Here is a 22448-nt window from a genome sequence, read left to right on the forward strand (position 1 = left end):
GTCCGGGGGCGGGAACTCCGGCGGGATGGGGGGAGTTGTCTCAGTACGGGCCGGTGCGCGGCACCGGCCCGGCCAACTGCCCCGACCGGGCGCCCCCGTCCCGGTCGGGGCGCCGCAGCCGCGCCGCGCCCGCCTGTCCCTCCTCGGGCGGGCACGGCGCGGACGGACCCGCACGTACGCAGGCACGGACGGGCGTACGTACGCGGCGCGGCAGCGCGGACGTCCCTACTTCACGCCCAGCAGCTGCTGGAGCGGGTCGATGGCGAAGTAGGCCAGGAAGCACACCGACACGCCCCACACCAGCGGGTGGATGTCCCGTACCTTCCCGAGCGCCAGCTTGATGACGACGAAGGACAGGAAGCCCGCCCCGATGCCGTTGGTGATGCTGTAGGTGAAGGGCATCGCGGCGATGGTCAGGAAGGCCGGGATCGCGATGTCGTACTGCGTCCAGTCGATGTGCCGCACCTGCCCCATCAGCAGGAAGCCCACCGCGACCAGCGCCGGCGCCGCCGCCTGCGACGGCACGACCGCCGCGAGCGGCGACAGGAAGAGCGCCACCGCGAAGAGCGCCCCGGTCACGACGCTGGCGAGCCCGGTGCGCGCGCCCTCGCCGACGCCCGCCGCGGACTCGACGTAGGCGGTGTTGGAGGACGCGGAGGCCGCGCCGCCCGCGACGGCCGCGGCGCCGTCGATGAAGAGCACCCGGCCGATGTTCGGCACCCTGCCCTCGTCGTCCAGCAGCCCGGCCTCGCTGGAGATGCCGACGATCGTGCCCATGGCGTCGAAGAAGTCGGACAGCACGAGCGTGAAGACGAACAGCGACGCGGTCACCACCCCCGCCTCGGAGAAGCCGCCGAAGAGGCTGAAGTGGCCGATCAGCCCGAAGTCCGGGGTGGCGACGACGTCGTGCGGCATCTTGGGGGCGGTCAGCCCCCACGCGGCGGCCGGCAGGTCGGCGACCTTGTTGATGATGACCGCCACGATCGTCATCGTCACGATACTGATCAGGATCGCGCCCTTGACCCGGCGCGCGACCAGCGCCACCGTCAGCAGCACCCCGAGGCAGAACACCAGCACCGGCCAGCCGGTGAGCGTGCCGGTGCCGCCGAGCTGGACCGGGACGGTGGTCTTGGCCGCGTCGGGGATACGGCTGGCGAAACCGGCGTCGATGAAGCCGATGAAGGCGATGAACAGCCCGATGCCGACGCTGATCGCCTGCTTGATCGGCAGCGGGACGGCGTTCATGATCGCCTCGCGCAGCCCGGTGGCGACCAGGACGCAGATCAGCAGGCCTTCGAGCACCACCAGCCCCATGGCGTCCGGCCAGCTCATCTTCGGCGCGAGCTGGAAGGCGACCACGGCGTTCAGCCCGAGCCCGGCCGCCACCGCGAGCGGCAGATTGCCGCCGACCCCCATGATCGCGGTCATCACCGCGGCCACCAGCGCGGTCGCGGTGACCAGTTGGGTGGTCGACAGGTGGTGCCCGAACTTGTCCGTCGCCCCGGACAGGATGATCGGGTTGAGCACGAGGATGTACGCCATCGTGAAGAAGGTGGCGAACCCTCCCCGTATCTCCCGTCCCGGCGTCGAACCGCGCTCCGATATACGGAAGTAGCGGTCCAGCGAGTTGCCTGGGGGCGGCGGTGCGGACACCGGCTTCTCGGTGTCCACGACGGGTCCTGGCATGGTGCTCCTTCGGGTGTGCGAACCGGTGCCGCTGCGGGGCCGTGTACGTGCTCCGCGGGCGGGGCACACGGATTGTCCTCGCATGCGGCCCCCGGCGGGTTTCCACGGCGTTACCTGCTATCACCGTCAGGTTTCGGGCATGCCCAGGTCAACACTCGCGTCCCGACCCGCTCGCGGTGTCCCACGTGCCGGAGATCGCCGCGGTCCTCGACCGGGCGGAACCGACGGTCCGGCAGCTGGCCGCGCGGGCCGGACGCCGCAGGGAGGCCCGCGAGCAGCGCTCCGGCGCCGATCCCGCGGTCGGCGCCGAGGCCACAGAACGCTTCCCGGCCGCCTGCGCCGCCTGCGCCGCCTGCGACCTGGACGGCCTGCTGGCGCTGCTCGCCCCCGACGTGGGCCAGGGACGGCCGGATCGCCTGTGTCCACCTGCTGACCAACCCCGGCAAGCTCACCGGCATCAGATGACCCGGCGCGGACCGGCGGCGGGGCGGCCCTACAGCCCGCCGGCGATCCGCAGCACCGCACCCGTGGTGTACGACGCCTCCGCCGACAGCAGCCAGGCCACCGCGCCGGCGATCTCCTCGGGCTGGCCCGGGCGCCGCATCGGCACCCGCTCGGGATTGCGCCAGGGCCGCTGCGGGTCGCCCATCGAGGCGTGGATGTCGGTGACGACCATCCCCGGCTGCACCGAGTTGACCCGCACCCCGTCGGGACCCAGCTCCTTGGACAGCCCCACGGTCAGCGCGTCCACCGCCGACTTGCTGGCCGCGTAGTGCACGTACTCGCCGGGGCTGCCCAGCGTGGCGCCGCCCGAGGAGATGTTCACGATCGCGCCGCCGTCGCCGCCGTAGCGGGTGGACATCTCCAGCGCTGCCCGCCTGGCGCACAGCAGAGCGCCCATCAGGTTGACGTCCACCACCCGGCGCATCACCTCGACCGGCGTCTCGGTGAAGCGGCCGAGCGGCCCGGTGATCCCGGCGTTGTTCACCAGCCCGGTGACCGGGCCCAGCTGCTCCTTGACGGCGTCGAAGAAGGCGTCGACCTGGACCGCGTCACTGGTGTCGACCTGGAAGAGCAGGCACTCGCCGCCCTGCTCGCGGATCCGCCGGGCGACGTCCTCGGCCGCGTCCTTGGCGCGCTCGTAGCCGATGCCGACCCGGTGCCCTGCGCCGGCCAGCCGCAGCGACACCGCCGCACCGATCCCGCGGCTGCCGCCGGTGACCACCGTGACCTCGCCCATCAGCCATCCGCTCCTTCGTGCCGTGCCGCCGTCGCTGTCGCCGCCGCTGTACGCCGCGCCCCTCGATGATCACGAACGCTATCCCAGCACTCCGTCAACATCGCGTGAACGGCACACGTAACCGCTTCCTGTGGGCCTGTGCCGGTTCGAGGATTGGTCTTGACCAAGTTCGGCGCCCGGCTCTATCGTCCGTAGTAGTGCAAGGACCTTTAATAAAGACTGGTTAGGAAACAAGGCTGAACAAGCCTTGAGCTGATTGTGAGGACAGGGTGGGGACCACGCAGCTCGAATCGGTGCCTGAGCCGAAGTACTGGCACCTCAAGACCGTGCTGAACGACGCCCTCGACTCGGAGTTCGAGGTCGGTGAGATCCTGCCGAACGAGCGCGATCTCGCCGCCCGCTTCGGTGTCGCGCGTGCGACGCTCCGCCAGGCGCTGGAACAGCTGGAGCTGGAAGGCCGGCTCCAGCGCCGCCGCGGTGTCGGCACCACCGTGGCGCCGCCGCGGATGGGCGTGTCCGTCGGCCCCTCGGCCAACGCGTGGCCCGGTGCGGGCCCCGACGCCTGGGACACCGTCGGCTGCGTCGAGGCCGTCGCGCCCGCTGCGATAGCCGCCCTGCTCGACACCGGTCCCGACCAGGCCGTGCACACCATCCGCAGGGCCCGCGTGATGCGCGGCCAGCCGGTCGCCGCCGAGCTGCTGTACGTACCGCCGGCGTCGGTGCCCGGGCTGTCCGCCGACCTGTCGCCCGCCGCGCACGCGCCCGCCGTCCTGCGCGAGCTGCACGCCCTGGAGCTGGAGGGCGAGGACCGGGCCGTGGAGCTGGGCTCGGCCCGCGCGGACGACGCCAAGCAGCTCGACCGGCTGCCGGGCGCGCCCGTCCTGGTCGTCACCTCGCGCTACTACGCCGGCGGGCGGGTGGCCGCCGCGTCGGTCTCCACCTACCGTGCCGACACGTGCCGGCTGACCTTCGGCGACGCGGGCGCCTTCGAGGTCACCCACCACCAGCAGGAGTCCCGCCGGGCCTCCTGACCCGGCACGCGCGCGCCAAAGGCCCGTCACCTTCCGGGGCGGGCCTTTCCCGTACCGTGGCTCAGCGGCGCGCCATCGACGTCTGCTCCACCGCGAAGAGCTGTTCCTCGACATGGTCCAGCGCCAGCCGCAGCGCGCCCGTGGCGATGGCCTCCTGGCCCAGCGCTGACAGCGTCACCGTCGGCGGCCGCAGGCAGTAGCGGGTCAGCTCGGCCCGCAGCGGTTCCAGGACCCCGTCGAGGCCCGCCGCCCAGCCGCCGATCACCACCAGTTCCGGGTCGATCGCCAGCACCAGCGCCGCCACGTCGTGCACCAGCCGGCCCAGGAACCGCTCGACCGCGTCCTTGGCCTGCGCGTCGCCCCGCTTGGCCAGCGCGAAGACCCGTTCGACGGCGGGCTCGTCCAGCGGGTGCAGCGGCTCGTCGGTGGTGGACAGCAGATGTTCCGGGGTGACGTCGCGGCCCAGCAGGTGCAGCGCGCCGATCTCGCCCGCGGCGCCCCCGAAGCCGCGGTGCAGCCGCCCGCCGATCAGCGAGCCGGCGCCGGGACTGAGCCCGGCCAGTACGAAGACCACGTCGTCCGTTCCGACGGCCACGCCCTTCCAGTGCTCGGCCACCGCGGCGACATTCGCGTCGTTCTCCACGAGAACCGGACATCGGAACGAGCGCTGCAAGCGCTCGCCGAGCGGCAGCCCGGTCCAGCCGGGCAGCGCCGTGCTCAGCCGGACCTCGCCGTGCGCCTCCACGATGCCGGGGCTGCCCACCCCGACCGCCCACAGGGTGCTGCGCGCCACCCCGGCCTTGCGCAGCAGCTCCGCGACGGTGCCGCGGACCCGGTCGAGCCGGTCGTCGGCGGACGCCGTCTCGTCGACGTCGCGGCCGTGCGAGCCCAGCAGCTGGCCGCTCAGGTCGGACAGCACCACCCGCACCTGGTGCGCGCCGATCTCGATGCCCAGCAGATGCCCGGCCTCCGCGTGGAAGCGGAACCGGCGGGCCGGCCTGCCCTGCTTGCGCGCGTCACCGGCCTCCGGGCCGACCTCCACCACCAGGTCGGACTCGGTCAGACCCTCGATGACGCCCTCGACGGTGGGCCGCGACAGGCCGGTGCTCTGGACCAGCTCGGTCAGGGTGGGGGTCTGCGCCCCGCGCAGGGCATCGAGGACGACCGCGGAGTTGATCCGCCTGAGCAGGGACGGGTCCCCGCCGGTGAGTCGCCCCACGTATGTCCTCCCAGACTGTGCCTGTGTGTGGCGGATCGTACCCGGCCGGGAGCCGCGCGGCGAGTGCGGTTCCGTTACGTTTGGGCACCGCCGTCACGGCCCCCGCCGCGCCGCCCCCGCGAGGGCTGCTGACGTACCGTCAGCCGCTCTGCCGCGGCAGGCCGAACGCGGCGGACCGCAGCCTGCCGAATTCCTCGGCGAGCGCCGCGGGCGACCAGTGCGCGTTGAGCCCGCTGGGGCTGGGCAGGGCCCAGATCCTGGTCCGGCCGAGGGTTCGCTCCTGCGGGCCGACCTGCGCGTGCTTGTCCGCGAAGGCCACCCGGTAGGCGGTCACGCCCAGCACCGCGAGCCACGCCGGACGGTGTGCGGCGACCTTCGCGGCGAGCAGCCGGCCGCCCTCGACCAGTTCCTCGGTGCTCAGCTCGTCGGCCCGGGCGGTGGCCCGCGCGGCCACGTTGGTCACGCCGAGCCCCAGGCCCAGCAGTTGCTCCTGCTCGGCCGGCGCGAAGCGCCGCGGGGTGAAGCCCGAGGCGTGCAGCGCCGGCCAGAACCGGTTGCCCGGCCGGGCGAAGTGGTGGCCGGTCCAGGCCGACATGAGTCCCGGGTTGATGCCGCAGAAGAGCACCCGCAGGCCGTCCGCCAGCAGATCGTCGAGCGTACGGTCGCGGGCCGCCGCCAGCTGGTCCGGTGTCAGAGGATCGCCCCTGGACGGTAGGCCGCCGCCTGCGGGTGCGCCTTGACGACGTCCTCGATCCGCCGTACCACCTCGGCGACCTGCCCGGCCGCGGCGCCGGTGAAGGACAGCCGGTCGGCCATCAGCGCGTCCAGCCCCGTACGGTCCAGCGGGATCCGCTCGTCGGCCGCGAGCCGGTCGAGCAGCTCGTTGCGCTCGGTGCCCTGCTCGCGCATCGCCAGCGCGGACGCCACCGCGTTCTCCTTGATCGCCTCATGGGCGATCTCCCGGCCGACGCCGGCGCGCACCGCGCCCATCAGTACCTTGGTGGTCGCCAGGAACGGCAGGTAGCGGTCCAGCTCGCGGGCGACGACAGCGGGGAAGGCACCGAATTCGTCCAGCACCGTCAGGAACGTCTCCAGCAGCCCGTCGAAGGCGAAGAAGGCGTCGGGCAGCGCGACCCTGCGCACCACCGAGCACGACACGTCGCCCTCGTTCCACTGGTCGCCGGCCAGCTCGCCGGTCATCGACGCGTAGCCGCGCAGGATCACCATCAGCCCGTTGACCCGCTCGCACGAACGGGTGTTCATCTTGTGCGGCATCGCGGACGAGCCGACCTGGCCGGGCTTGAAGCCCTCGGTGACCAGCTCGTGCCCGGCCATCAGCCGGATGGTCCTGGCCAGCGACGACGGGGCCGCGGCCAGCTGCACCAGCGCGGTCACCACGTCGTAGTCCAGCGAGCGCGGGTAGACCTGGCCGACGGAGGTGAAGGCCCGCGAGAAGCCCAGGTGCGCGGCGACCCGCTGCTCCAGCTCCGCGAGCTTGCCGCTGTCGCCGCCCAGCAGGTCCAGCATGTCCTGCGCGGTGCCGACCGGGCCCTTGATGCCGCGCAGCGGATAGCGGCCGAGCAGGTCCTCGACCCGTTCGAAGGCCACCAGCAGCTCGTCGGCCGCCGTCGCGAAGCGCTTGCCCAGCGTGGTGGCCTGCGCCGCCACATTGTGCGAGCGGCCCGCCATCACCAGCTCCGCGTACTGCGCCGCCAGCTGCCCGAGGCGGGCCAGCACCGCGACGGTGCGGTCCCGCACATGGTCCAGCGACAGCCGGATCTGGAGCTGCTCGACGTTCTCGGTCAGATCGCGGGACGTCATGCCCTTGTGGATCTGCTCGTGCCCGGCGAGCGCGTTGAACTCCTCGATCCTGGCCTTCACATCGTGCCGGGTGACCTTCTCGCGCTCCGCGATCGACCCCAGATCGACCTGTTCGAGCACCCGCTCGTAGTCGGCGACGGCCTGCTCGGGCACCTCGATGCCGAGGTCCTTCTGCGCCCGCAGCACCGCGAGCCACAGCCGGCGTTCCAGCACCACCTTCTGCTCGGGGGACCACAGGGCGGCCAGCTCCGTGGAGGCATAGCGGCCGGCGAGGACGTTCGGGATACGCGGCTTTGCTGTCACGTGTGCAGATTCTACTGGTCGCGGCGGTGCCGCCGTCCCGGCCGGCCGCGCCCGGTCAGCCGCCCGGCCCGGACGGCACAGGATCCGGCTCGTACGGCTCGGGCAACGGCTCGGGTACGTACGCCAGCAGCTCCGGGCGCTTGGCCGGGCGGCCGTCGCCGGAGGAGCGGCCGGTCAGCCGGCGGCCGATCCACGGCAGCAGGTGACGGCCGGTGAAGCGCAGGTCGGCGGTGCGGCGGGCGGCCCAGCCGAGGCGTACCGCGGGCGGCAGGGCCAGCGTCCAGTCGGCCCGCGCGGGCAGGCCGAGCGCCTGCCAGACCGCCTCGGCGACCCGTTCGTGGCCCTCCGCGGTCAGGTGCAGCCGGTCGTCGGCCCACATCCGCTGGTCGCCCAGCACCTCGGCGCCGTAGAGGTCCACCACGACCGCGCCGTGCCGGGCGGCCAGGTCGTCGACGAAGGCGAACAGCTGCTCCATCCGCGGCAGGAACCGGGCGGCGACAGGACCGCGGCGGGCCGGGCTGCGCATCAGCACCAGCTGCCGGCAGGACGGCGCGAGCCGCGCGACTGCGCTCTCCAGGTGCCCGCACACCGCGTCCACGTCGCACCCGGGCCGCAGCACGTCGTTGAGCCCGCCGACCAGGGTGACCAGGTCCGCGCCCATGGCGGCGGCGGTGTCCACCTGGTCCTCGGCGATCTGCCGGATCAGCTTGCCGCGCACCGCGAGATTCGCGTACCGGAAGCCTCCGGCGTCCGCGGGGCGGGGCAGCGCGGCCAGCCGCGCCGCCAGCAGATCGGCCCACCCCCGGTAGCTGCCGTCGGGCAGCAGGTCCGACATGCCCTCGGTGAAGGAGTCGCCGACGGCGACAAAACTGGTGTACTCGACATCGTTCTCCATCGCACCCGGCATCCTATCGACAGCCCCGGCCCGGCCCCCCGGAGGTACTCGTGGCGGGCTATCCGACGAGGGTCTGGGTGCCGAGCACCGCAAGCAGCGCGAGCCGCTCGGCGTCCTCGGTGCCGGGCTCGGCCGTGTAGACCATGATCCGCAGATCGCTGCCGGCCACGCTGAGCAGGTCGCAGTCCAGCGTCAGGATGCCCACCCGCGGGTGGTCGATGGTCTTTCGGGCCGCGTCGTGCCGGTCCAGGACCCCGGATTCCCACAGCTCGGCGAAGCGGTCGCTGCCCGCGCGCAGCTCCGCGATCAGCCGGCGCAGCCGCTGGTCGGCCGGATACCGGTTCGCGGTCGCGCGCAGCCCGGCGACCTGGGCGGCCTCCAGCTTGCGCACCGACTGCGGTGTATGGCGCACCCGGGTGCCCGAGCCGAGGAAGTTGCGCCACACCGCGTTGCGCTCCCTGCCGTGGTGCTCGCCCATCAGCGCCGTGTACATCGGGTTGGCGAGCAGCAGCGTCCAGCTCGCGTCGGAGACCGCGACGGGCGTCCCGGTCAGCCGGTCCAGCATCCGCTGCACGCTCGGCGGGATGTACGCGGGCACCGTGCCCTGCCCCGGCGGCACCAGCCCGGCGGCGTGGAAGAGATGCTCGCGCTCGTCGGCCGATACCCGCAGCGCCCGGCCCAGGGCCTCCACGACCTGCTCCGACGGATTGGCCGCCCTGCCCTGTTCGAGACGGGTGACGTAGTCGACCGATATCCCGGCCAGCAGCGCCAGTTCCTCCCGGCGCAGCCCGGCCGCGCGCCGCCGCCCGCCCGCGGGCAGCCCCGCCGTCTCCGGGGACACCCGGTCCCGCCAGCGCCGCAGGGTGTGCCCGAACTCCGTGGTCGCCATGACACCACTGTGCACCCGCCGCGCGGACAACGTCCTGGTACTGGCAGTCCCAGGAAGACCGGACGCCTGGCAGCGCGGCGGGCGCCGCAGCACGGTGGAGGCATGACAGCGACACTGATCACCGGAGCGAACAAGGGCCTCGGCTACGAGACCGCCCGCCGTCTCATCGCCGCGGGCCACACCGTCCACCTCGGCAGCCGCGACGCGGAACGCGGCCGGCTCGCCGCCGAGCGGCTGGGCGCACGGGCGGTCCAGCTCGACATCACCGACGACGCGTCCGTCGCAGCCGCGGTCGAGGCCGTCGAGGCGGACGGCGGCCTCGATGTACTGATCAACAACGCCGGCGTCCAGCACGAGATGGCGCAGGACGGCGCCGTGACCGGCGCGGCGGACCTCACCGCGGACATCCTGCGCGCCACGTTCGAGACGAACGTCTTCGGCACGGTACGCGTCACCCGCGCCTTCCTGCCGCTGCTCCAGCGGTCCGCGGCCCCCGTCGTGGTCAACGTCAGCAGCGCACTGGGCTCGCTGGCACGGGTCAGCGCGCCCGGAAGTCCGGCGTACGCCTACCCGGGTGTCGCCTACCCGGCGTCGAAGACCGCGGTCAACATGCTCACCGTGCAGTACGCGAAGGCGTTCCCCGCGATGCGGATCAACGCGGTCGAGCCCGGCTACACCGCGACCGACCTGAACGGCAACACCGGCCACCAGAGCGTCGAGGAGGGCGCCGAGATCATCGTCAGGATGGCGCAGCTGGGCCCCGAAGGCCCCACCGGCGGCTACTTCGCCGCCGACGGCGCCCTGCCCTGGTGACGCGGGCCCGGCCGGCGGGTCACCGGCCGACGGCGTAGCCCTGCATGGCGCGGGGGTCGGCGGCGCCGGACAGGATGCCGGTCTCCGGGTCGCGGGCGACCGCGGACAGCCGGCCCTCGATCCAGGGGGCGATCAGCGTCACCTCGTGGCCGCGGCGGCGCAGTTCGGCCACCGCCGTCTCGCTGAGCCGGGACTCGGCGATGATGCTGGCGGGCTTCATGCCGCGCGGGTAGAAGGAGCTCGGGAAGGCGTCGGTGTGCCAGCCCGGCGCGTCGATCGCGCCCTGGAGGTCGTAGCCGCCGCGGACCCGGTCGCGCAGCGCCACCCCGAGGAAGAGGTTCAGCTGCCACTGGTCCTGCTGGTCGCCGCCGGGCGTGCCGAAGGCGAGCACCGCCTCGCCGCCCCGGAGCGCGAGCGACGGCGTCAGGGTGGTGCGCGGGCGGCGGCCCGGCGTCAGGGAATTGGGCAGGCCCTGCTCCAGCCAGGCCATCTGCAGCCTGGTGCCGAGGGCGAAGCCCAGCTCGGGAATCACCGGGTTGGACTGGAGCCAGCCGCCCGAGGGGGTGGCGCTGACCATGTTCCCCCAGCGGTCCACGACATCGAGGTGGCAGGTGTCGCCGCGGGTGGCGCCGTTGCGGCCGACGGTGGGCTCGTAGGCGCCCACCGCCTGTCCGTTCGGCACGGTCGCCTCGGTGCGGCCGGCCAGGCCCGGAAGCCGCGGGGTGCGCCCGCCGGGGCTGCCGGGCCGCAGCTCCCGGGAGGCCTCGGGGCCGACGAGGGCGCGGCGGCCCTCGTTGTAGGTGTCCGAGAGCAGGTCCTTGAGGGGTACGTCGGCCGCGTCGCCGTACCACGCCTCGCGGTCGGCCATGGCGAGCTTGGTGCCCTCCACGAGGGTGTGCACGTACTCCGGGGTGCCGTACTCCAGGTCGTCCGGCAGCAGGGCCAGCTGCTGGAGGAAGGCCGGCCCCTGCGACCACGGCCCCACCTTGCAGACCGTCCAGCCGTTCCACTCGTACGTGACCGGGTCCTCGTACGTCGCCTCCCAGCCGGCGATGTCGTCGGCGGTCAGGGTGCTGGCGTGCCGTTCCCCCGAGGTGTCCATCGCGGGGCGGGCGGCCTGCGCGGCCATGGCCTCGGCGATGAAGCCCTCACTCCACACCTTGCGGGCGGCCTCGATCTGCGTCTCGCGGCCGGGACCCGCCGCCTCGGCCTCGGCCAGCAGCCGGCGCCAGGTGGCCGCGAGCGGGCGGTTGGCGAACAGCGGGCCGCCGGACTGCCCCAGGTACAGCTCGGCGGAGCTGGTCCACTCGGTGGTGAACAGCTCCTGCACGGACGCGATCGTCTGGGCGATCCCCTCCACCGGCGGGTGGCCGTTCTCGGCATAGCCGATCGCGTACGTCAGCACCTGCGCGAGGGACTTGGTGCCGTGGTCGCGCAGCAGCAGCATCCAGGCGTCGAACGCCCCGGGCACGGCCGCGGCGAGCGGCCCGGTGCCGGGCACCAGGTCGAGGCCGAGCGAGGTGTAGTGCGCGGCGGTCGCGCCGGCGGGCGCGCCGCCCTGGCCGCACAGCACCCGCACCCGGCCGCCCGCCGGGGCGAGCAGGATCGGCACCTCGCCGCCCGGGCCGTTCAGGTGCGGCTCCACCACATGGAGCACGAACCCGGCCGCGACGGCCGCGTCGAAGGCGTTCCCACCGTCCTCCAGGACGGCCATGGCGGACTGCGAGGCCAGCCAGTGGGAGGAGGCGGCCATGCCGAAAGTGCCCTGGAGGGTGGGCCTCGTGGTGAACATTCCTGCACTCTAAAGCGAAGTGCCGTGCTTCGAAGGCCAGTTGGCGGACAAACGCCCGGGGCGGCCGGGGCGGCTCCGCACCGGGCGGCTAACCGTCCCGGCCCGGCCCCACGAGGTCCTTGAGCACGTCCTCCATCGTGACCAGGCCGACCCCGCGGCCTTCCTCGTCCACCACCGCCGCCAGATGGGCGCTGGCGGCCCGCATCGCGGTCAGGACGTCGTCCAGCGGGGTCGCGGCGCCGACCCGGGTGATGCGGCGCAGCGCCGAGCGGGGGAAGGCGGCCTCCCGGGGCTCGGCGTCCAGCGCGTCCTTCACATGGAGGTAGCCCAGCACCCGCCCGTCGTCGTCCGCGACAGGGAACCGCGAGAAGCCGGAGCGCGCCGCCAGCGCCTCAAGGCCGTCGGGAGTGATGCCCAGCGGGGCGCGCACGACCCGGTCGGCCGGCCTGACGATCTCACCGACCGGCCGCCGGCCCAGCACCAGCGCGTCCCGCAGCCGCTCGGCGGCCCGCTCGTCGAGCAGCCCCGCGGCCCCCGCGTCCACCACCATCCGGGACAGCTCGTCGTCGGAGAAGACCGCGGGCACCTCCGAGCGCGGCTCCACCCGCAGCAGCCGCAGCAGCCCGTTCGCCAGCGCGTTGATCCCGAAGATCACCGGTCGCAGCGCCCGGGTGAAGGCCACCAGCGGCGGCCCGAGCAGCAGCGCGGAGCGCACCGGGTCGGCCAGCGCGATGTTCTTCGGCACCATCTCGCCGAACAGCATGTGCAGATACGTCGCCACCGCCAGCGCCACCACGAAGGCGATCGCGTGGATCGCGCCCTCCGGCAGGCCCACCGCGTGCAGCGCCGGCTCCAGCACATGCGCGATGGCCGGCTCCGCGACGATGCCGAGCACCAGGGTGCACGCGGTGACCCCGAGCTGGGCGGCGGCCAGCAGCGGCGCCAGGCGCTCCAGGCCCCACAGCACCCGGCCCGCCCGCCGGCCGCCCGCCTCGGCGCCCGACTCCACCTGGCCGCGCCGCACCGAGATCATCGCGAATTCGGCGCCGACGAAGAAGGCGTTCACCACCACGGTGAGCAACCCGACCAGCAACTGGACCACGGTCATACGTACGGCTCCCGCCGCCCGGGCGACGGAGACACCAGCCGCACCCGGGCCGCCCGGTGCCCCGAGGCGTCGCCGACCTCGATCAGCCAGCCCGCGAGCCGCACGGTGTCGCCGCGGACCGGGATCCGGCCGAGCCGCTGCGCGATCAGCCCCGCCAGCGTCTCGTACGGCCCGTCGGGCACCTGGAGGCCGATCCGGCGCAGCTGGTCCTCGGTACGGGTGGCGCCGTCCGCCTCGTAGATCCGCCGGCCGTCCGCTTCCGAGCGGACGAAGAGCAGGTCGGGAAGCTGCTGCGGGTCGTGCTCGTCGGTGACCTCGCCGACCACCTCCTCGACGATGTCCTCCAGGGTGGCGACGCCGGCCGTACCGCCGTATTCGTCGATGACCACCGCCATCGACCGGGACTCCGACAGCCGGTCGAGCAGCCGGTCCACCGCCAGCGTCTCGGGCACCAGCAGCGCGTCCCTGAGCAGTTCCGTCACCGGGGTGCGGGCCCGGCGCGCCGCGGGCACCGCCAGGACGTCCTTGATGTGCACCGTGCCGATCACCGCGTCGAGGGTGCCGCGGTAGACGGGGAAGCGCGAAAGACCGGTGGCCCGGGTGGCGTTCGCGACGTCCGCCGCGCTCGCCAGCGCTTCGAGCGCGGTGACCTGGACCCGGGGCGTCATCACGTTCTCCGCGGTGAGGTCGGCCAGGCTCAGCGTGCGGACGAACAGCTCCGCGGTGTCCGGCTCCAGGGCGCCGGCCCGCGCGGAGTGCCGGGCCAGCGCTTTCAGCTCCTGGGGGCCGCGGGCCGAAGCCAGCTCCTCGGCCGGTTCCAGGCCGATGCGCCGCAGCACCCGGTTCGCGGTGTTGTTCAGATGGTGGATCAGCGGCCCGAAGGCCGCGGTGAAGGCGCTCTGCGGCGCCGCGACGGCCTTGACGACCGGCAGCGGCCGGGCGATCGCCCAGTTCTTCGGCACCAGCTCGCCGACCACCATCAGCACCACCGTGGACAGCGCCGTTCCCAGCACCAGGGCCAGCGACGACACCTCCGAGGACGGCACCCCGGCCGAGCGCAGCGGGGCGCGCAGCAGTTCGGCGATCGACCCGCGGGACAGCATGCCGATGACCAGACCGGTCACGGTGATGCCCAGCTGCGCCCCCGACAGCTGCACCGTCAGCGACCGCACCCCGGACAGCGCCGCTGCGGCCCCGCGCTCACCGCGCTGCGCGGCCCGCTCCAGCTCACCGCGGTCGATCGTGGTCAGCGAGAATTCCGCCGCGACGAAGACACCGCAGGCGAGACTGAGGAGCAGGGCCACGAGCAGGAGCAGCACTTCGGTCATCGGACACCTCGGTCCCATGATCGGCCAGCCGCCGCCCGCCCGCACCCAGGACGCCGCAACAGGGCGGCGGGCGCGTGCCGGTCAGGCGCCGCGCAGCGGCTTCGTCCAGCGCCGCCACTGCGGCTCCGGGGCGTAACCCGCGGCCCGCCAGGCGTGCTGCGCGCGCTCGTTGCGCTCCAGCACCATCGCGTCGCCCCGGCGCCCGCCCAGCGCCGCGAACCGCTCCTCCGCCGCGTCCAGCAGCGCCCGCGCGACCCCCTGGCGGCGGGCGCCGGGGTGCACGGCCAGGCGGTAGAGGTGGCACCGCCAGCCGTCGAAGCCGGCGATCACCGTGCCCACCAGCGTGCCGTCCCGCTCGGCGAGCAGCAGCGCGCCCGGGTCGGTGCCGACCAGCCGGCCGTACCCGGCCTCGTCGTCGCTGATGCTGGCGCCCTCGGCGGCCACCCGCCAGAAGGCCAGGACACCGGCGGCGTCGGCGGGACCCGCGGCCCTGATCAGGAGAGTGCTCATGCCCGCCACCCCACCACCTGCCCACCGCCCCCGGCCCGTAATTCCGCGATCCGAGACGGCGACAAGCACCGCCCTTGCCGCTACTAGCGCATCGGCGCTAGCTTGGAAGCATGGCGAAGACCCAGTTGAACGTGCGGGTGGACGAAGCCACCGCGGAGACCGCGCGGGAACGCGCCTCGCAGCGCGGCATCAGCGTGAACCGCTACATCGAGGAACTGGTGCAGCGCGACGAGGGCGAGAACGGGCGGGCCTTCGTCCAGGCAGCGGCCGACTTCATGAAGCAGTACGAGGAGGTCTTCGCGGAGGAGTTCGGCTCCCGGGAGGAAACCCGCGGCGAAGGCACCCGTTGAGCCTGCGTATCGACCTCGCGTGGCTGCTCATGGTCGCCGAGCACAACACCCCGGGCGACCCCCAGGTCACCGACTGGGGCGCGCTCGTGGCTGCGGTCGGCAGGCACGACGCCGAGATCTTCGGCCTGCCCGTCTACCCCGACGACCACACCCGCGCCGCCGCCCTGCTCCAGCTGCTGCTGCACGTCCCCGCCCTCGAGCGCTCCAACGCGCTGTTCGCCACCGCCGTCGCCTACGCCTACCTGGTGGCCGGCGGCCTGCGCATCACCACCACGCCGGACAAGGTCCGCGACCTGGCCCGGCTGGTCAAGGACGGCTCGGTGGGCGTCCACCGCATCGCCGACGAGCTGCGGACCTGGACCGTCGCCGTCTGACCCGCCGTCCGGCGTTCGGCCGCCGCCCGTCGCCCGCTACGGCGTCCGACCCGCCGTACGGCGGCGTACGGCCGCCACCTGCCCCGGCACCGGCGGCTACCCGCCGTACGCCGCCGGTGCGTACGCCGCAGCGAAGGCCGCCGCGTCCCACGTACCGCCCAGCTGCGGCGCCAGCCAGTCCGGCGCCGCAGCCCGGAAGGCCGCGGGGGACAGGCCCGCCACGGCCTGCGGCAGCGCCCCGAGCAGCGGCGCGCCCGCGACCTCCGGGAGGTCGGTGATGTTGCAGCACTCGGCCAGATCGGGGTCGCCGCGCCAGCTGCCGAAGATCACCCCGGCGCAGCTGATCTTCCGGCTGCTCAGCGCCTCCGCGGTCAGCGCCGTGGAATTGAGCGTGCCGAGCCCGGGCGGCGCCACCAGCAGCACCCTGGCCCGCAGCATCCCGGCGGCGTCCGCCAGCGTCGAGCCCTGCGCGTCGTAGCGGACCAGCAGCCCGCCCGCGCCCTCGACCAGCACCACGTCGTGGACCGCGGCGAGCTTGGCCGCGGCCTCGGCGATCTCCTCGGGGCCGATGGTGGGCAGCCCGGACCGGGCGGCGGCGGTGGCCGGCGCCAGCGGCTCGGGGTAGCGGGCCAGCTCCACCGCCGTCACCGCGCCGGCCAGCCGGGCCACCTCCGCCGCGTCACCCGGCTCGCCCTCGGCGACCCCGGTCTGCGCGGGCTTGAGCACGGCCACGCTCAGCCCCTGGGCCAGGGACGCGGCGGCCACCGCGGCGGTCGCCATCGTCTTGCCGACCTCGGTGCCCGTACCGGTGATGACCACGATGGCCATGGGTGTCGCTCCGTTCCTCGTCGTCGTGCCTGCCCGCCGCCCGTGTCCCGGGCGCCCCGGGGACCCTGCCCAAACCCGCCGCGCTCACGCTGCCAGGGCGGCGTCCCTGACGCCCGCGCAGATCCGCGCCACGTCCTCGTCCCCGGTCACGTACGGCGGCATCGTGTAGACCAGGTCGCGGAAGGGCCGCAGCCACACCCCGGCCCGCACCGCGGCCCTGGTCGCCGCCGCCATGTCCACCGGGTGGTCCAGCTGCACCACCCCGATCGCGCCCAGCACCCGCACATCGCGGACCCCGGGCAGCGCGGCGACCTCCGCCAGGCCGTCGCGCAGCCCGGCCTCGATCCGCTTGACCTGCACCGCCCAGTCCTGGCCGAGCAGGACGTCGAGCGAGGCGTTCGCGACGGCCGCGGCCAGCGGGTTGCCCATGAAGGTCGGCCCGTGCGCGAGCACCGGCACCTCGCCCCGCGAGATCCCCTCCGCGACCCTGCCGGTGCACAGCGCCGCCGCCATCGTCAGATAGCCGCCGGTCAGCGCCTTGCCGACGCACATCACATCGGGGCTGACCCCGGCGTGCCCGGCCGCGAACAGCTCACCCGTACGCCCGAAGCCGGTGGCGATCTCGTCGAAGACCAGCAGCACGCCGTGCTCGTCGCACGCCTCCCGCAGCACCCGCAGATACCCGGGGGAGTGGAAGCTCATACCGCCCGCGCCCTGCACCACCGGCTCGACGATCACCGCGGCCAGCTCCGCGGCATGGCTGCCGATCAGCTCGCGCAGATGCGCCGAGTACCGCGGATCGGGTTCGGCGTCGAAACCGGGCGGCGGCGCGTCCGCGAAGACCTGCTCGGGCAGCACCCCCGACCACAGCTCGTGCATACCGCCGTCCGGGTCGCACACCGACATCGGCTGCCAGGTGTCGCCGTGGTAGCCGCCGCGCCAGGTCAGCAGCCGCCGCTTGGTCGGCCGGCCCAGCGAACGCCAGAACTGCAGGCACATCTTCACCGCGACCTCGACCGACACCGAACCGGAGTCGGCGAGGAAGACATGCCGCAGCGGCTCCGGGGTGATCTCCACCAGCCGCGCGGCCAGGCGTACGGCTGGCTCGTGCGTCAGGCCGCCGAACATCACATGGCTCATCCGGCCCAGCTGGTCGTGCGCCGCAGCGTCGAGCACCGGGTGCCGGTAACCGTGGATCGCCGACCACCACGACGACATGCCGTCGACCAGTTCGGTACGCCCCCCGGCAGGCGCCGCCAGCCGCAGCCGCACCCCCGACGCCGACTCGACCACCAGCGGCTCCTGGCGGCCGGGCATCGGGCCGTAGGGGTGCCAGACGTGCTGCCGGTCGAGGCCGAGCAGCACGTCGGGCGGCAGCGGCCCGGCCGCCGGGTACGCCTCAGGCATTGGGCGGCAGATCCGTCCCCGCGCCGCGGCGGCGCACGGCGACCAGGTCCGTCCGCGCGGCCGGCAAGGCCGTGGCCGCCGCCTCGCCGTGGGCGCCGCCGCAACCGCCGTCGTGGCCCTCGCCGCAGCCGCCCCCGCAGCCGCCCCCGCAGCCGCCCTCGTGCGTACCGCACACCCCGCCCGTCCGGTGCGACGGCAGCGTCACGGTGTCCGCGCCCTCCACCTCGAAGCCCGCGTCCGCGATCATGTCGAGGTCGGTCTGACCCGCCTGGCCCTCACTGGTCAGGTAGTCGCCCAGGAAGATCGAGTTCACCAGGTGCAGCGCCAGCGGCTGCATCGTCCGCAGATGCACCTCGCGCCCGCCCGCGAGCCGCACCTCCACGTCCGGGCAGACGAACCTGACCATCGCCAGGATCCGCAGGCAGCGCTGCGGGGTGAGATTCCACTCCTTGGCCAGCGGGGTGCCCTCGAAGGGGATCAGGAAATTCACCGGCACCGAGTCCGGGTCCAGTTCACGCAGCCCGAAGACCACGTCCACCAGGTCCGCGTCGCTCTCGCCCATGCCCGCGATCAGCCCGGAGCACGCGGAAAGACCGGCCGCCTGCGCCCGCTGCACCGTGTCCACCCGGTCGGCGTAGGTGTGGGTGGTGGTGATCGACCCGTACGTGCCCTCGGAGGTGTTGAGGTTGTGGTTGTACGCGTCCGCGCCCGCCTCCCGCAGCCGGTCGGCCTGGCCGCCGGACAGCAGGCCCAGGCAGGCGCACACCTCGACGCCCTCGTTCTGCTCCTTGATCGCCGCGATGGTCTGCGAGACCCGGTCCACGTCCCGGTCGGTCGGGCCGCGCCCGCTCGCCACCAGGCAGACCCGCTTGGCGCCGCCCGCCACCCCGGCGCCCGCCGCGGCGGCGGCCTCGTCGGGCTTGAGCCAGGTGTACTTCAGCACGTCCGCCTGCGACCCGAGCCGCTGCGAACAGTACGAGCAGTCCTCGGGGCACAGCCCGGACTTGAGGTTGACCAGGTAGTTCAGCTTCACCCTGCGGCCGAACCACTGGCGGCGCACCCGCCCCGCCGCGGCCACCACATCCAGCAGGTCATCGTCGGAGGTCGCCAGGACGGCCAGCGCCTCGTCCCGGCTGGGCAGCTCGCGTCGCAGCCCCTTGTCCACCAGTGTGGTCAGCAGATCCATGAAGGGATCCTCGCGCACCGGACCGCCCGCGGCCAATGACGGACCGCACAACAGCGGTGGCCCGGGGTGTGTGCATCACCACACCCTGTGCGTGATCGCAGGCCAGTACGTTGCAGGTGGGCGCCGTCAAGTCAGCCGGCCGCCGTGCCCGACCGCTTACCGCGCCGAACCACCGGGGACCGCAGTGAACAGCACACCGCCCGCCGCGCCGCACGGCCCCTTCGACTGGATCGGGGAGCAGGCCGCCGCCCGCGCCGCCGCCGGGCTGCGCCGCGAACTGCGGCCCAGGCCCGCCGACTCGGCGCTGCTCGACCTCGCGGGCAACGACTACCTCGGCCTGAGCCGGCACCCCGAGGTGACCCGGGCCGGCGCCGACGCGTGCCTGCGCTGGGGCGCCGGCGCCACCGGCTCCCGGCTGGTCACCGGCAGCACCGCGCTGCACGCCGAACTCGAAGCGGAGATCGCCGACTTCACCGGCTTCGAGGCCGCGCTGGTGATGGCCTCCGGCTACGCCGCCAACCTCGCCGCGGTCACCGCGCTCACCGGCCCCGGCTCCCTGCTGGTCTCCGACGCCGCCAACCACGCCTCGCTGATCGACGGCTGCCGGCTGTCCAGGGCCCGCACCGAGGTCGTCCCGCACGCCGACACCGACGCCGTACGCAAGGCGCTCGCCGGGAAGACCGGGCCGGCCCTCGTCGTCAGTGACTCGGTCTTCTCGGTGGACGGCGACGCCGCGCCGCTGGCAGGACTCGCCGCCGCCGCACGCGACCACGGCGCCGCCCTGCTGGTGGACGACGCCCACGGCCTCGGTGTGCTCGGCGACGGGGGGCGCGGCGCCCCGCACGCGGCTGGGCTGGCCGGAGCGCCCGACGTGGTGTGCACCGCGACCCTGTCGAAGGCGCTGGGCGCGCAGGGCGGCGTCGTGCTCGGCCCGGCCGCCGTCATCGACCACCTGGTCAACGCGGCCCGCACCTTCATCTTCGACACCGGCCTCGCTCCGGCCGCAGCGGGCGCCGCTCTCGGCGCACTGCGGCTGCTGCGCCGCGAGCCCGACCGCGCGGGCCGCGCCCTCGCCGCGGCCCGCACCTTCCACCGGCTGCTCACCGCGGCCGGCCTGGACGCGACCGCGCCGGACGCCTGCGTCGTGTCGGTGCGCGCGCCCTCGCCCGCAGCGGCCGTCACCTGGGCCGCAGCGGTGCGCTCGGCCGGTCTGTCCGTCGGCTGCTTCCGCCCGCCGTCCGTCCCCGACGGCATCTCCCGGCTCCGCATCACGGCCAACGCCGCGCTGACCGACGCCCGGATCGCGGCGGCGGTCGCGACGATCGTCGCGACCGCGCCCGAGCAGTCCCCCGTTGCGAGCGCTCCACGAAGTGCGCGCTGAGAGGAGCCTAAGAGGAGCGCAGGGCGCCCTCGTTCACGGCCTGGACGAAGGAACCCCACGCGCCCGGCGGGAACAGCAGGGCCGGCCCCGCGACGTCCTTGGAGTCGCGTACCGCGACATGCCCCGACGTCAACGTCGCCGTTTCGACACAGTTGTTCGCCGCCGTGCTGTGGCTGCTGCGTCGCCAGGCAACGCCGGCGAGCGTCGTACTGGAGGAAATGTGCCGGAGCGGCGAGGGGGACAGCGCGGTCATAGTGGTGCCTCCTTCGTGGGCCGCGGCATCCGCAGGAACTCGGAACCGATTCCGGCGATCATCGCAACCGATTCCGCACAGGGAAGCGCACGATCACGCAATCGGGCGAACGCGGCGGCGTAAGCGGTGATGTCCTCTTTCCGATCGACACAGAGACTACTCGTCAGATGGTCGAGAACAACCACATCCAGATCAGCAATGCGCGGAAAGGAGAAGATGACGAAAGAACCGGTCACCCCTATGTGCCCGCCCGCGGCAAATGGCAGCACATGCAGGGAGACCTGCGGCAGCTCCGCCGCCTCCACCAGGCTCCGCAGCTGACCGGCCATCACCCCGGGGCCGCCGACGCAGCGCCGCAGCACCGCCTCGTCGAGCACCGCGGTCAGCTCCAGCGGCGGATCCTGGTGCAGCACCGCCTGCCGGGCGATCCGCACGTCCACCAGCGCGTCCACCTCGCGCGGCCCGAGCTGCGGCATGACGTCCCTGGTCAGCGCGTGTGCGTAGGCGGGGGTCTGCAACAGGCCGGGGACCACGCTGGTCTCCATCGACCGGGCCCGGCTCGCCCCGGTCTCCAGGCTGATGAAGTCCCGGTATTCCACCGGCAGGACCTCGCGGAAGTCGTGCCACCAGCCGCGCTGGTAGCCGTATCCGGCCAGGGTGCACAGCAGGTCGCGGACGTCCCGGTCGCGTACCGCGTAGATATCGAGCAGCAGGTTCACATCCTCGGCGCGCACGCTGCTGTGGCCGGTTTCGATCCGGCTGACTTTCGACTGGTGCCAGCCGGCCTGGTCGGCGGCCTCGCCGCTGGTGAGTCCTGACAGATCCCGCAACCGGCGAAGCTCCGCACCGAGTCTGCGCCGGCGTACCGCGGGCACTCTTTCCATATTTTTCGCCCCTCCTCGGTATGCGGCATGCTGCGCTGCGCGCCGCCCCAATCACCCGCTACGACAGTCTGCCGACCAAATGCACTCTTACGTAGCAGAGTTCACCGTTTTGAGCGATAGATATATGCAGACACCCGTGGAGCGCCGGTTATGGCGGCACGATGGGTGTCATTCTGGCGCGAACCCGACGTATGTGGGGCGGTCCAATCACCGGGCGCCCCGCTCCGGCGCAGGTACGCACCGGAGCCAGGTCACGGCGGGAAAGGGAAGCATCGCCATGGCAGATCTTCAGGAAGCATCCATCACCCTGCCGAGCGAACCGGCGTCGGTGACGGCGGCCAGGCGCCATGTGTGCGGTGTGCTCGCCGAGTGGGGGCTGCCCGCGGGGGCGCCCGCGGTCGACGCCGTACGCCTGATCGTGTCGGAGCTGACCACCAACGCGGTACTGCACACCTCGGGGCTGTCGCCGGCCTTCACCGTCGACGTACGCCTCGAGCGCTCGGAGCGGTTGTCCATCGGCGTCACCGACAGCCATCCGCGCTGGCCCCGGCAGGCGGCGGCGGCCACCCAGCAGGACAACGGCCGCGGGATGGTGATTGTGCGTCACCTCGCCGCCGAGTCCGGCGGCAGCCTCCGGATCACCCCGACCGGCGACGGCGGCAAGACCGTGTGGATCACGCTCCCCTGGGCGGTCCCGGTCGGCTGACCAGCCGGTCGCCGGTCCGCGGGGTAAACGAGAGGTCTTCACAAAATCCTCACGTTTCGAACACTGCCCAGGTCGGCGGGCGTTCGGGCCGCGGTGCCCGGCGATGCGGCCGTTTACGTCACTTCACGAACTGTTGACACACCCGTAGTAGGGGCGGAACATTCCGAGCCCGGGAGAGCGCTCTCCCGATCCTGGATCGCCGGAGCCGCGCATCCCGGCGAATGGGCTCTCATGCCCCCACACAACCCCCACTGCGCACAAGGAGGTTTCCATGGCACGGAGGCCGAGAAGGATCCCCGGGCTGCTCGTCGCCCTCGCGCTGGTCACAGCGGGTGGCGGCGCGCTGCTGACGGCGAACGCGGCGGCGAGCACGCCGACCATCGCCGCCGCCAAGCCGGCCCAGCAGCCCGTCAACGCGATGGCGGAGATGCCGGGTATGGCGGT

At 73.5% G+C, this 22448-nt stretch carries 22 protein-coding genes; 6 read left to right on the top strand and 16 right to left on the bottom strand.

Annotated elements, in window-relative coordinates; translation table 11 throughout:
* Window positions 1-225: 225 nt before the first annotated feature.
* Both V7E46_RS21100 and V7E46_RS21105 read right to left on the bottom strand, forming a co-directional pair.
* Window positions 226-1686, bottom strand: a complete 1461-nt coding sequence (locus V7E46_RS21100; protein ID WP_329181763.1) for an NCS2 family permease — start codon at window positions 1684-1686, stop codon at window positions 226-228.
* Between the two features lie 493 nt (window positions 1687-2179).
* On the bottom strand, window positions 2180-2926 hold the full coding sequence (locus V7E46_RS21105) for an SDR family oxidoreductase (protein WP_329181767.1): 747 nt from the start codon (window positions 2924-2926) through the stop codon (window positions 2180-2182).
* Between the two features lie 269 nt (window positions 2927-3195).
* Here V7E46_RS21105 and V7E46_RS21110 point away from each other — a divergent pair, with 269 nt between their 5' ends.
* Window positions 3196-3957, top strand: a complete 762-nt coding sequence (locus V7E46_RS21110) for a GntR family transcriptional regulator (protein WP_333769867.1) — start codon at window positions 3196-3198, stop codon at window positions 3955-3957.
* Window positions 3958-4018: 61 nt separating this feature from the next.
* Here the strand turns inward: V7E46_RS21110 and V7E46_RS21115 are convergent, their stop codons facing one another.
* The 5 genes from V7E46_RS21115 to V7E46_RS21135 form a co-directional block, all read right to left on the bottom strand.
* Window positions 4019-5176, bottom strand: a complete 1158-nt coding sequence (locus tag V7E46_RS21115) for an ROK family protein (protein WP_329181770.1) — start codon at window positions 5174-5176, stop codon at window positions 4019-4021.
* A gap of 139 nt (window positions 5177-5315) precedes the next feature.
* Window positions 5316-5870 (bottom strand): G/U mismatch-specific DNA glycosylase, encoded by a 555-nt coding sequence (gene mug, locus V7E46_RS21120; protein WP_333769883.1) that lies wholly within the window; start codon window positions 5868-5870, stop codon window positions 5316-5318.
* Window positions 5867-7300, bottom strand: coding sequence for an adenylosuccinate lyase (gene purB / locus V7E46_RS21125; protein ID WP_333769869.1), 1434 nt, complete (start codon window positions 7298-7300; stop codon window positions 5867-5869). Before purB ends, mug begins: the two co-directional genes overlap by 4 nt.
* Window positions 7301-7355: 55 nt before the next feature.
* Window positions 7356-8195 (bottom strand): SGNH/GDSL hydrolase family protein, encoded by an 840-nt coding sequence (locus V7E46_RS21130; protein ID WP_333769870.1) that lies wholly within the window; start codon window positions 8193-8195, stop codon window positions 7356-7358.
* A gap of 58 nt (window positions 8196-8253) precedes the next feature.
* Entirely contained in the window at window positions 8254-9084 is an 831-nt protein-coding gene (locus V7E46_RS21135) for a helix-turn-helix transcriptional regulator (protein WP_333769871.1), read from the bottom strand.
* Between the two features lie 102 nt (window positions 9085-9186).
* On the opposite strand from V7E46_RS21135, the gene V7E46_RS21140 reads away from it, so the two are divergent.
* The gene (locus V7E46_RS21140) at window positions 9187-9897 is read left to right on the top strand and encodes an SDR family NAD(P)-dependent oxidoreductase (protein WP_333769872.1); all 711 of its coding nucleotides are present in this window, start codon (window positions 9187-9189) and stop codon (window positions 9895-9897) included.
* A gap of 19 nt (window positions 9898-9916) precedes the next feature.
* Here the strand turns inward: V7E46_RS21140 and V7E46_RS21145 are convergent, their stop codons facing one another.
* The 4 genes from V7E46_RS21145 to V7E46_RS21160 all read right to left on the bottom strand — a co-directional run bounded on the left by V7E46_RS21145 (window position 9917) and on the right by V7E46_RS21160 (window position 14635).
* The gene (locus V7E46_RS21145; protein ID WP_333769873.1) at window positions 9917-11689 is read right to left on the bottom strand and encodes a gamma-glutamyltransferase family protein; all 1773 of its coding nucleotides are present in this window, start codon (window positions 11687-11689) and stop codon (window positions 9917-9919) included.
* Window positions 11690-11777: 88 nt separating this feature from the next.
* Entirely contained in the window at window positions 11778-12797 is a 1020-nt protein-coding gene (locus tag V7E46_RS21150; RefSeq protein WP_333769874.1) for a hemolysin family protein, read from the bottom strand.
* Entirely contained in the window at window positions 12794-14125 is a 1332-nt protein-coding gene (locus V7E46_RS21155) for a hemolysin family protein (protein WP_333769875.1), read from the bottom strand. Before V7E46_RS21155 ends, V7E46_RS21150 begins: the two co-directional genes overlap by 4 nt.
* Window positions 14126-14206: 81 nt before the next feature.
* Complete coding sequence (locus tag V7E46_RS21160; protein ID WP_329181785.1) at window positions 14207-14635, bottom strand: GNAT family N-acetyltransferase; 429 nt, start codon at window positions 14633-14635, stop codon at window positions 14207-14209.
* 110 nt (window positions 14636-14745) lie between these two features.
* Here V7E46_RS21160 and V7E46_RS21165 point away from each other — a divergent pair, with 110 nt between their 5' ends.
* Together V7E46_RS21165 and V7E46_RS21170 are read left to right on the top strand one after the other, a co-directional pair.
* Window positions 14746-14985 carry an antitoxin gene (locus V7E46_RS21165; RefSeq protein WP_329181787.1) on the top strand — a complete coding sequence of 80 codons (240 nt, stop codon included), beginning with the start codon at window positions 14746-14748 and terminating at the stop codon, window positions 14983-14985.
* On the top strand, window positions 14982-15359 hold the full coding sequence (locus V7E46_RS21170; RefSeq protein WP_333769876.1) for a fic family toxin-antitoxin system, toxin component: 378 nt from the start codon (window positions 14982-14984) through the stop codon (window positions 15357-15359). Before V7E46_RS21165 ends, V7E46_RS21170 begins: the two co-directional genes overlap by 4 nt.
* 96 nt (window positions 15360-15455) lie before the next feature.
* Here V7E46_RS21170 and bioD read toward each other — a convergent pair whose 3' ends face one another.
* From bioD to bioB, 3 genes are all read right to left on the bottom strand, one after another.
* Window positions 15456-16187 carry a dethiobiotin synthase gene (gene bioD, locus V7E46_RS21175; RefSeq protein ID WP_333769877.1) on the bottom strand — a complete coding sequence of 244 codons (732 nt, stop codon included), beginning with the start codon at window positions 16185-16187 and terminating at the stop codon, window positions 15456-15458.
* Window positions 16188-16271: 84 nt separating this feature from the next.
* Window positions 16272-17594: an adenosylmethionine--8-amino-7-oxononanoate transaminase gene (locus V7E46_RS21180; protein ID WP_333769878.1), complete on the bottom strand. Its 1323-nt coding sequence runs from the start codon at window positions 17592-17594 to the stop codon at window positions 16272-16274.
* On the bottom strand, window positions 17587-18780 hold the full coding sequence (gene bioB / locus V7E46_RS21185) for a biotin synthase BioB (protein WP_333769879.1): 1194 nt from the start codon (window positions 18778-18780) through the stop codon (window positions 17587-17589). The genes V7E46_RS21180 and bioB overlap by 8 nt, the downstream gene beginning before the upstream one ends.
* 184 nt (window positions 18781-18964) lie before the next feature.
* Here bioB and V7E46_RS21190 point away from each other — a divergent pair, with 184 nt between their 5' ends.
* Entirely contained in the window at window positions 18965-20161 is a 1197-nt protein-coding gene (locus tag V7E46_RS21190) for an 8-amino-7-oxononanoate synthase (protein ID WP_333769880.1), read from the top strand.
* A gap of 7 nt (window positions 20162-20168) precedes the next feature.
* Here the strand turns inward: V7E46_RS21190 and V7E46_RS21195 are convergent, their stop codons facing one another.
* Entirely contained in the window at window positions 20169-20414 is a 246-nt protein-coding gene (locus tag V7E46_RS21195; protein WP_329181799.1) for a DUF397 domain-containing protein, read from the bottom strand.
* Complete coding sequence (locus V7E46_RS21200; RefSeq protein ID WP_333769881.1) at window positions 20411-21298, bottom strand: helix-turn-helix domain-containing protein; 888 nt, start codon at window positions 21296-21298, stop codon at window positions 20411-20413. The genes V7E46_RS21195 and V7E46_RS21200 overlap by 4 nt, the downstream gene beginning before the upstream one ends.
* A gap of 277 nt (window positions 21299-21575) precedes the next feature.
* On the opposite strand from V7E46_RS21200, the gene V7E46_RS21205 reads away from it, so the two are divergent.
* Window positions 21576-22004, top strand: a complete 429-nt coding sequence (locus V7E46_RS21205; RefSeq protein WP_333769882.1) for an ATP-binding protein — start codon at window positions 21576-21578, stop codon at window positions 22002-22004.
* Window positions 22005-22448 lie beyond the last annotated feature (444 nt).

The sequence above is a fragment of the Streptomyces sp. IBSBF 2435 genome (genome assembly GCF_036815005.1).
Lineage (GTDB): Bacteria > Actinomycetota > Actinomycetes > Streptomycetales > Streptomycetaceae > Actinacidiphila.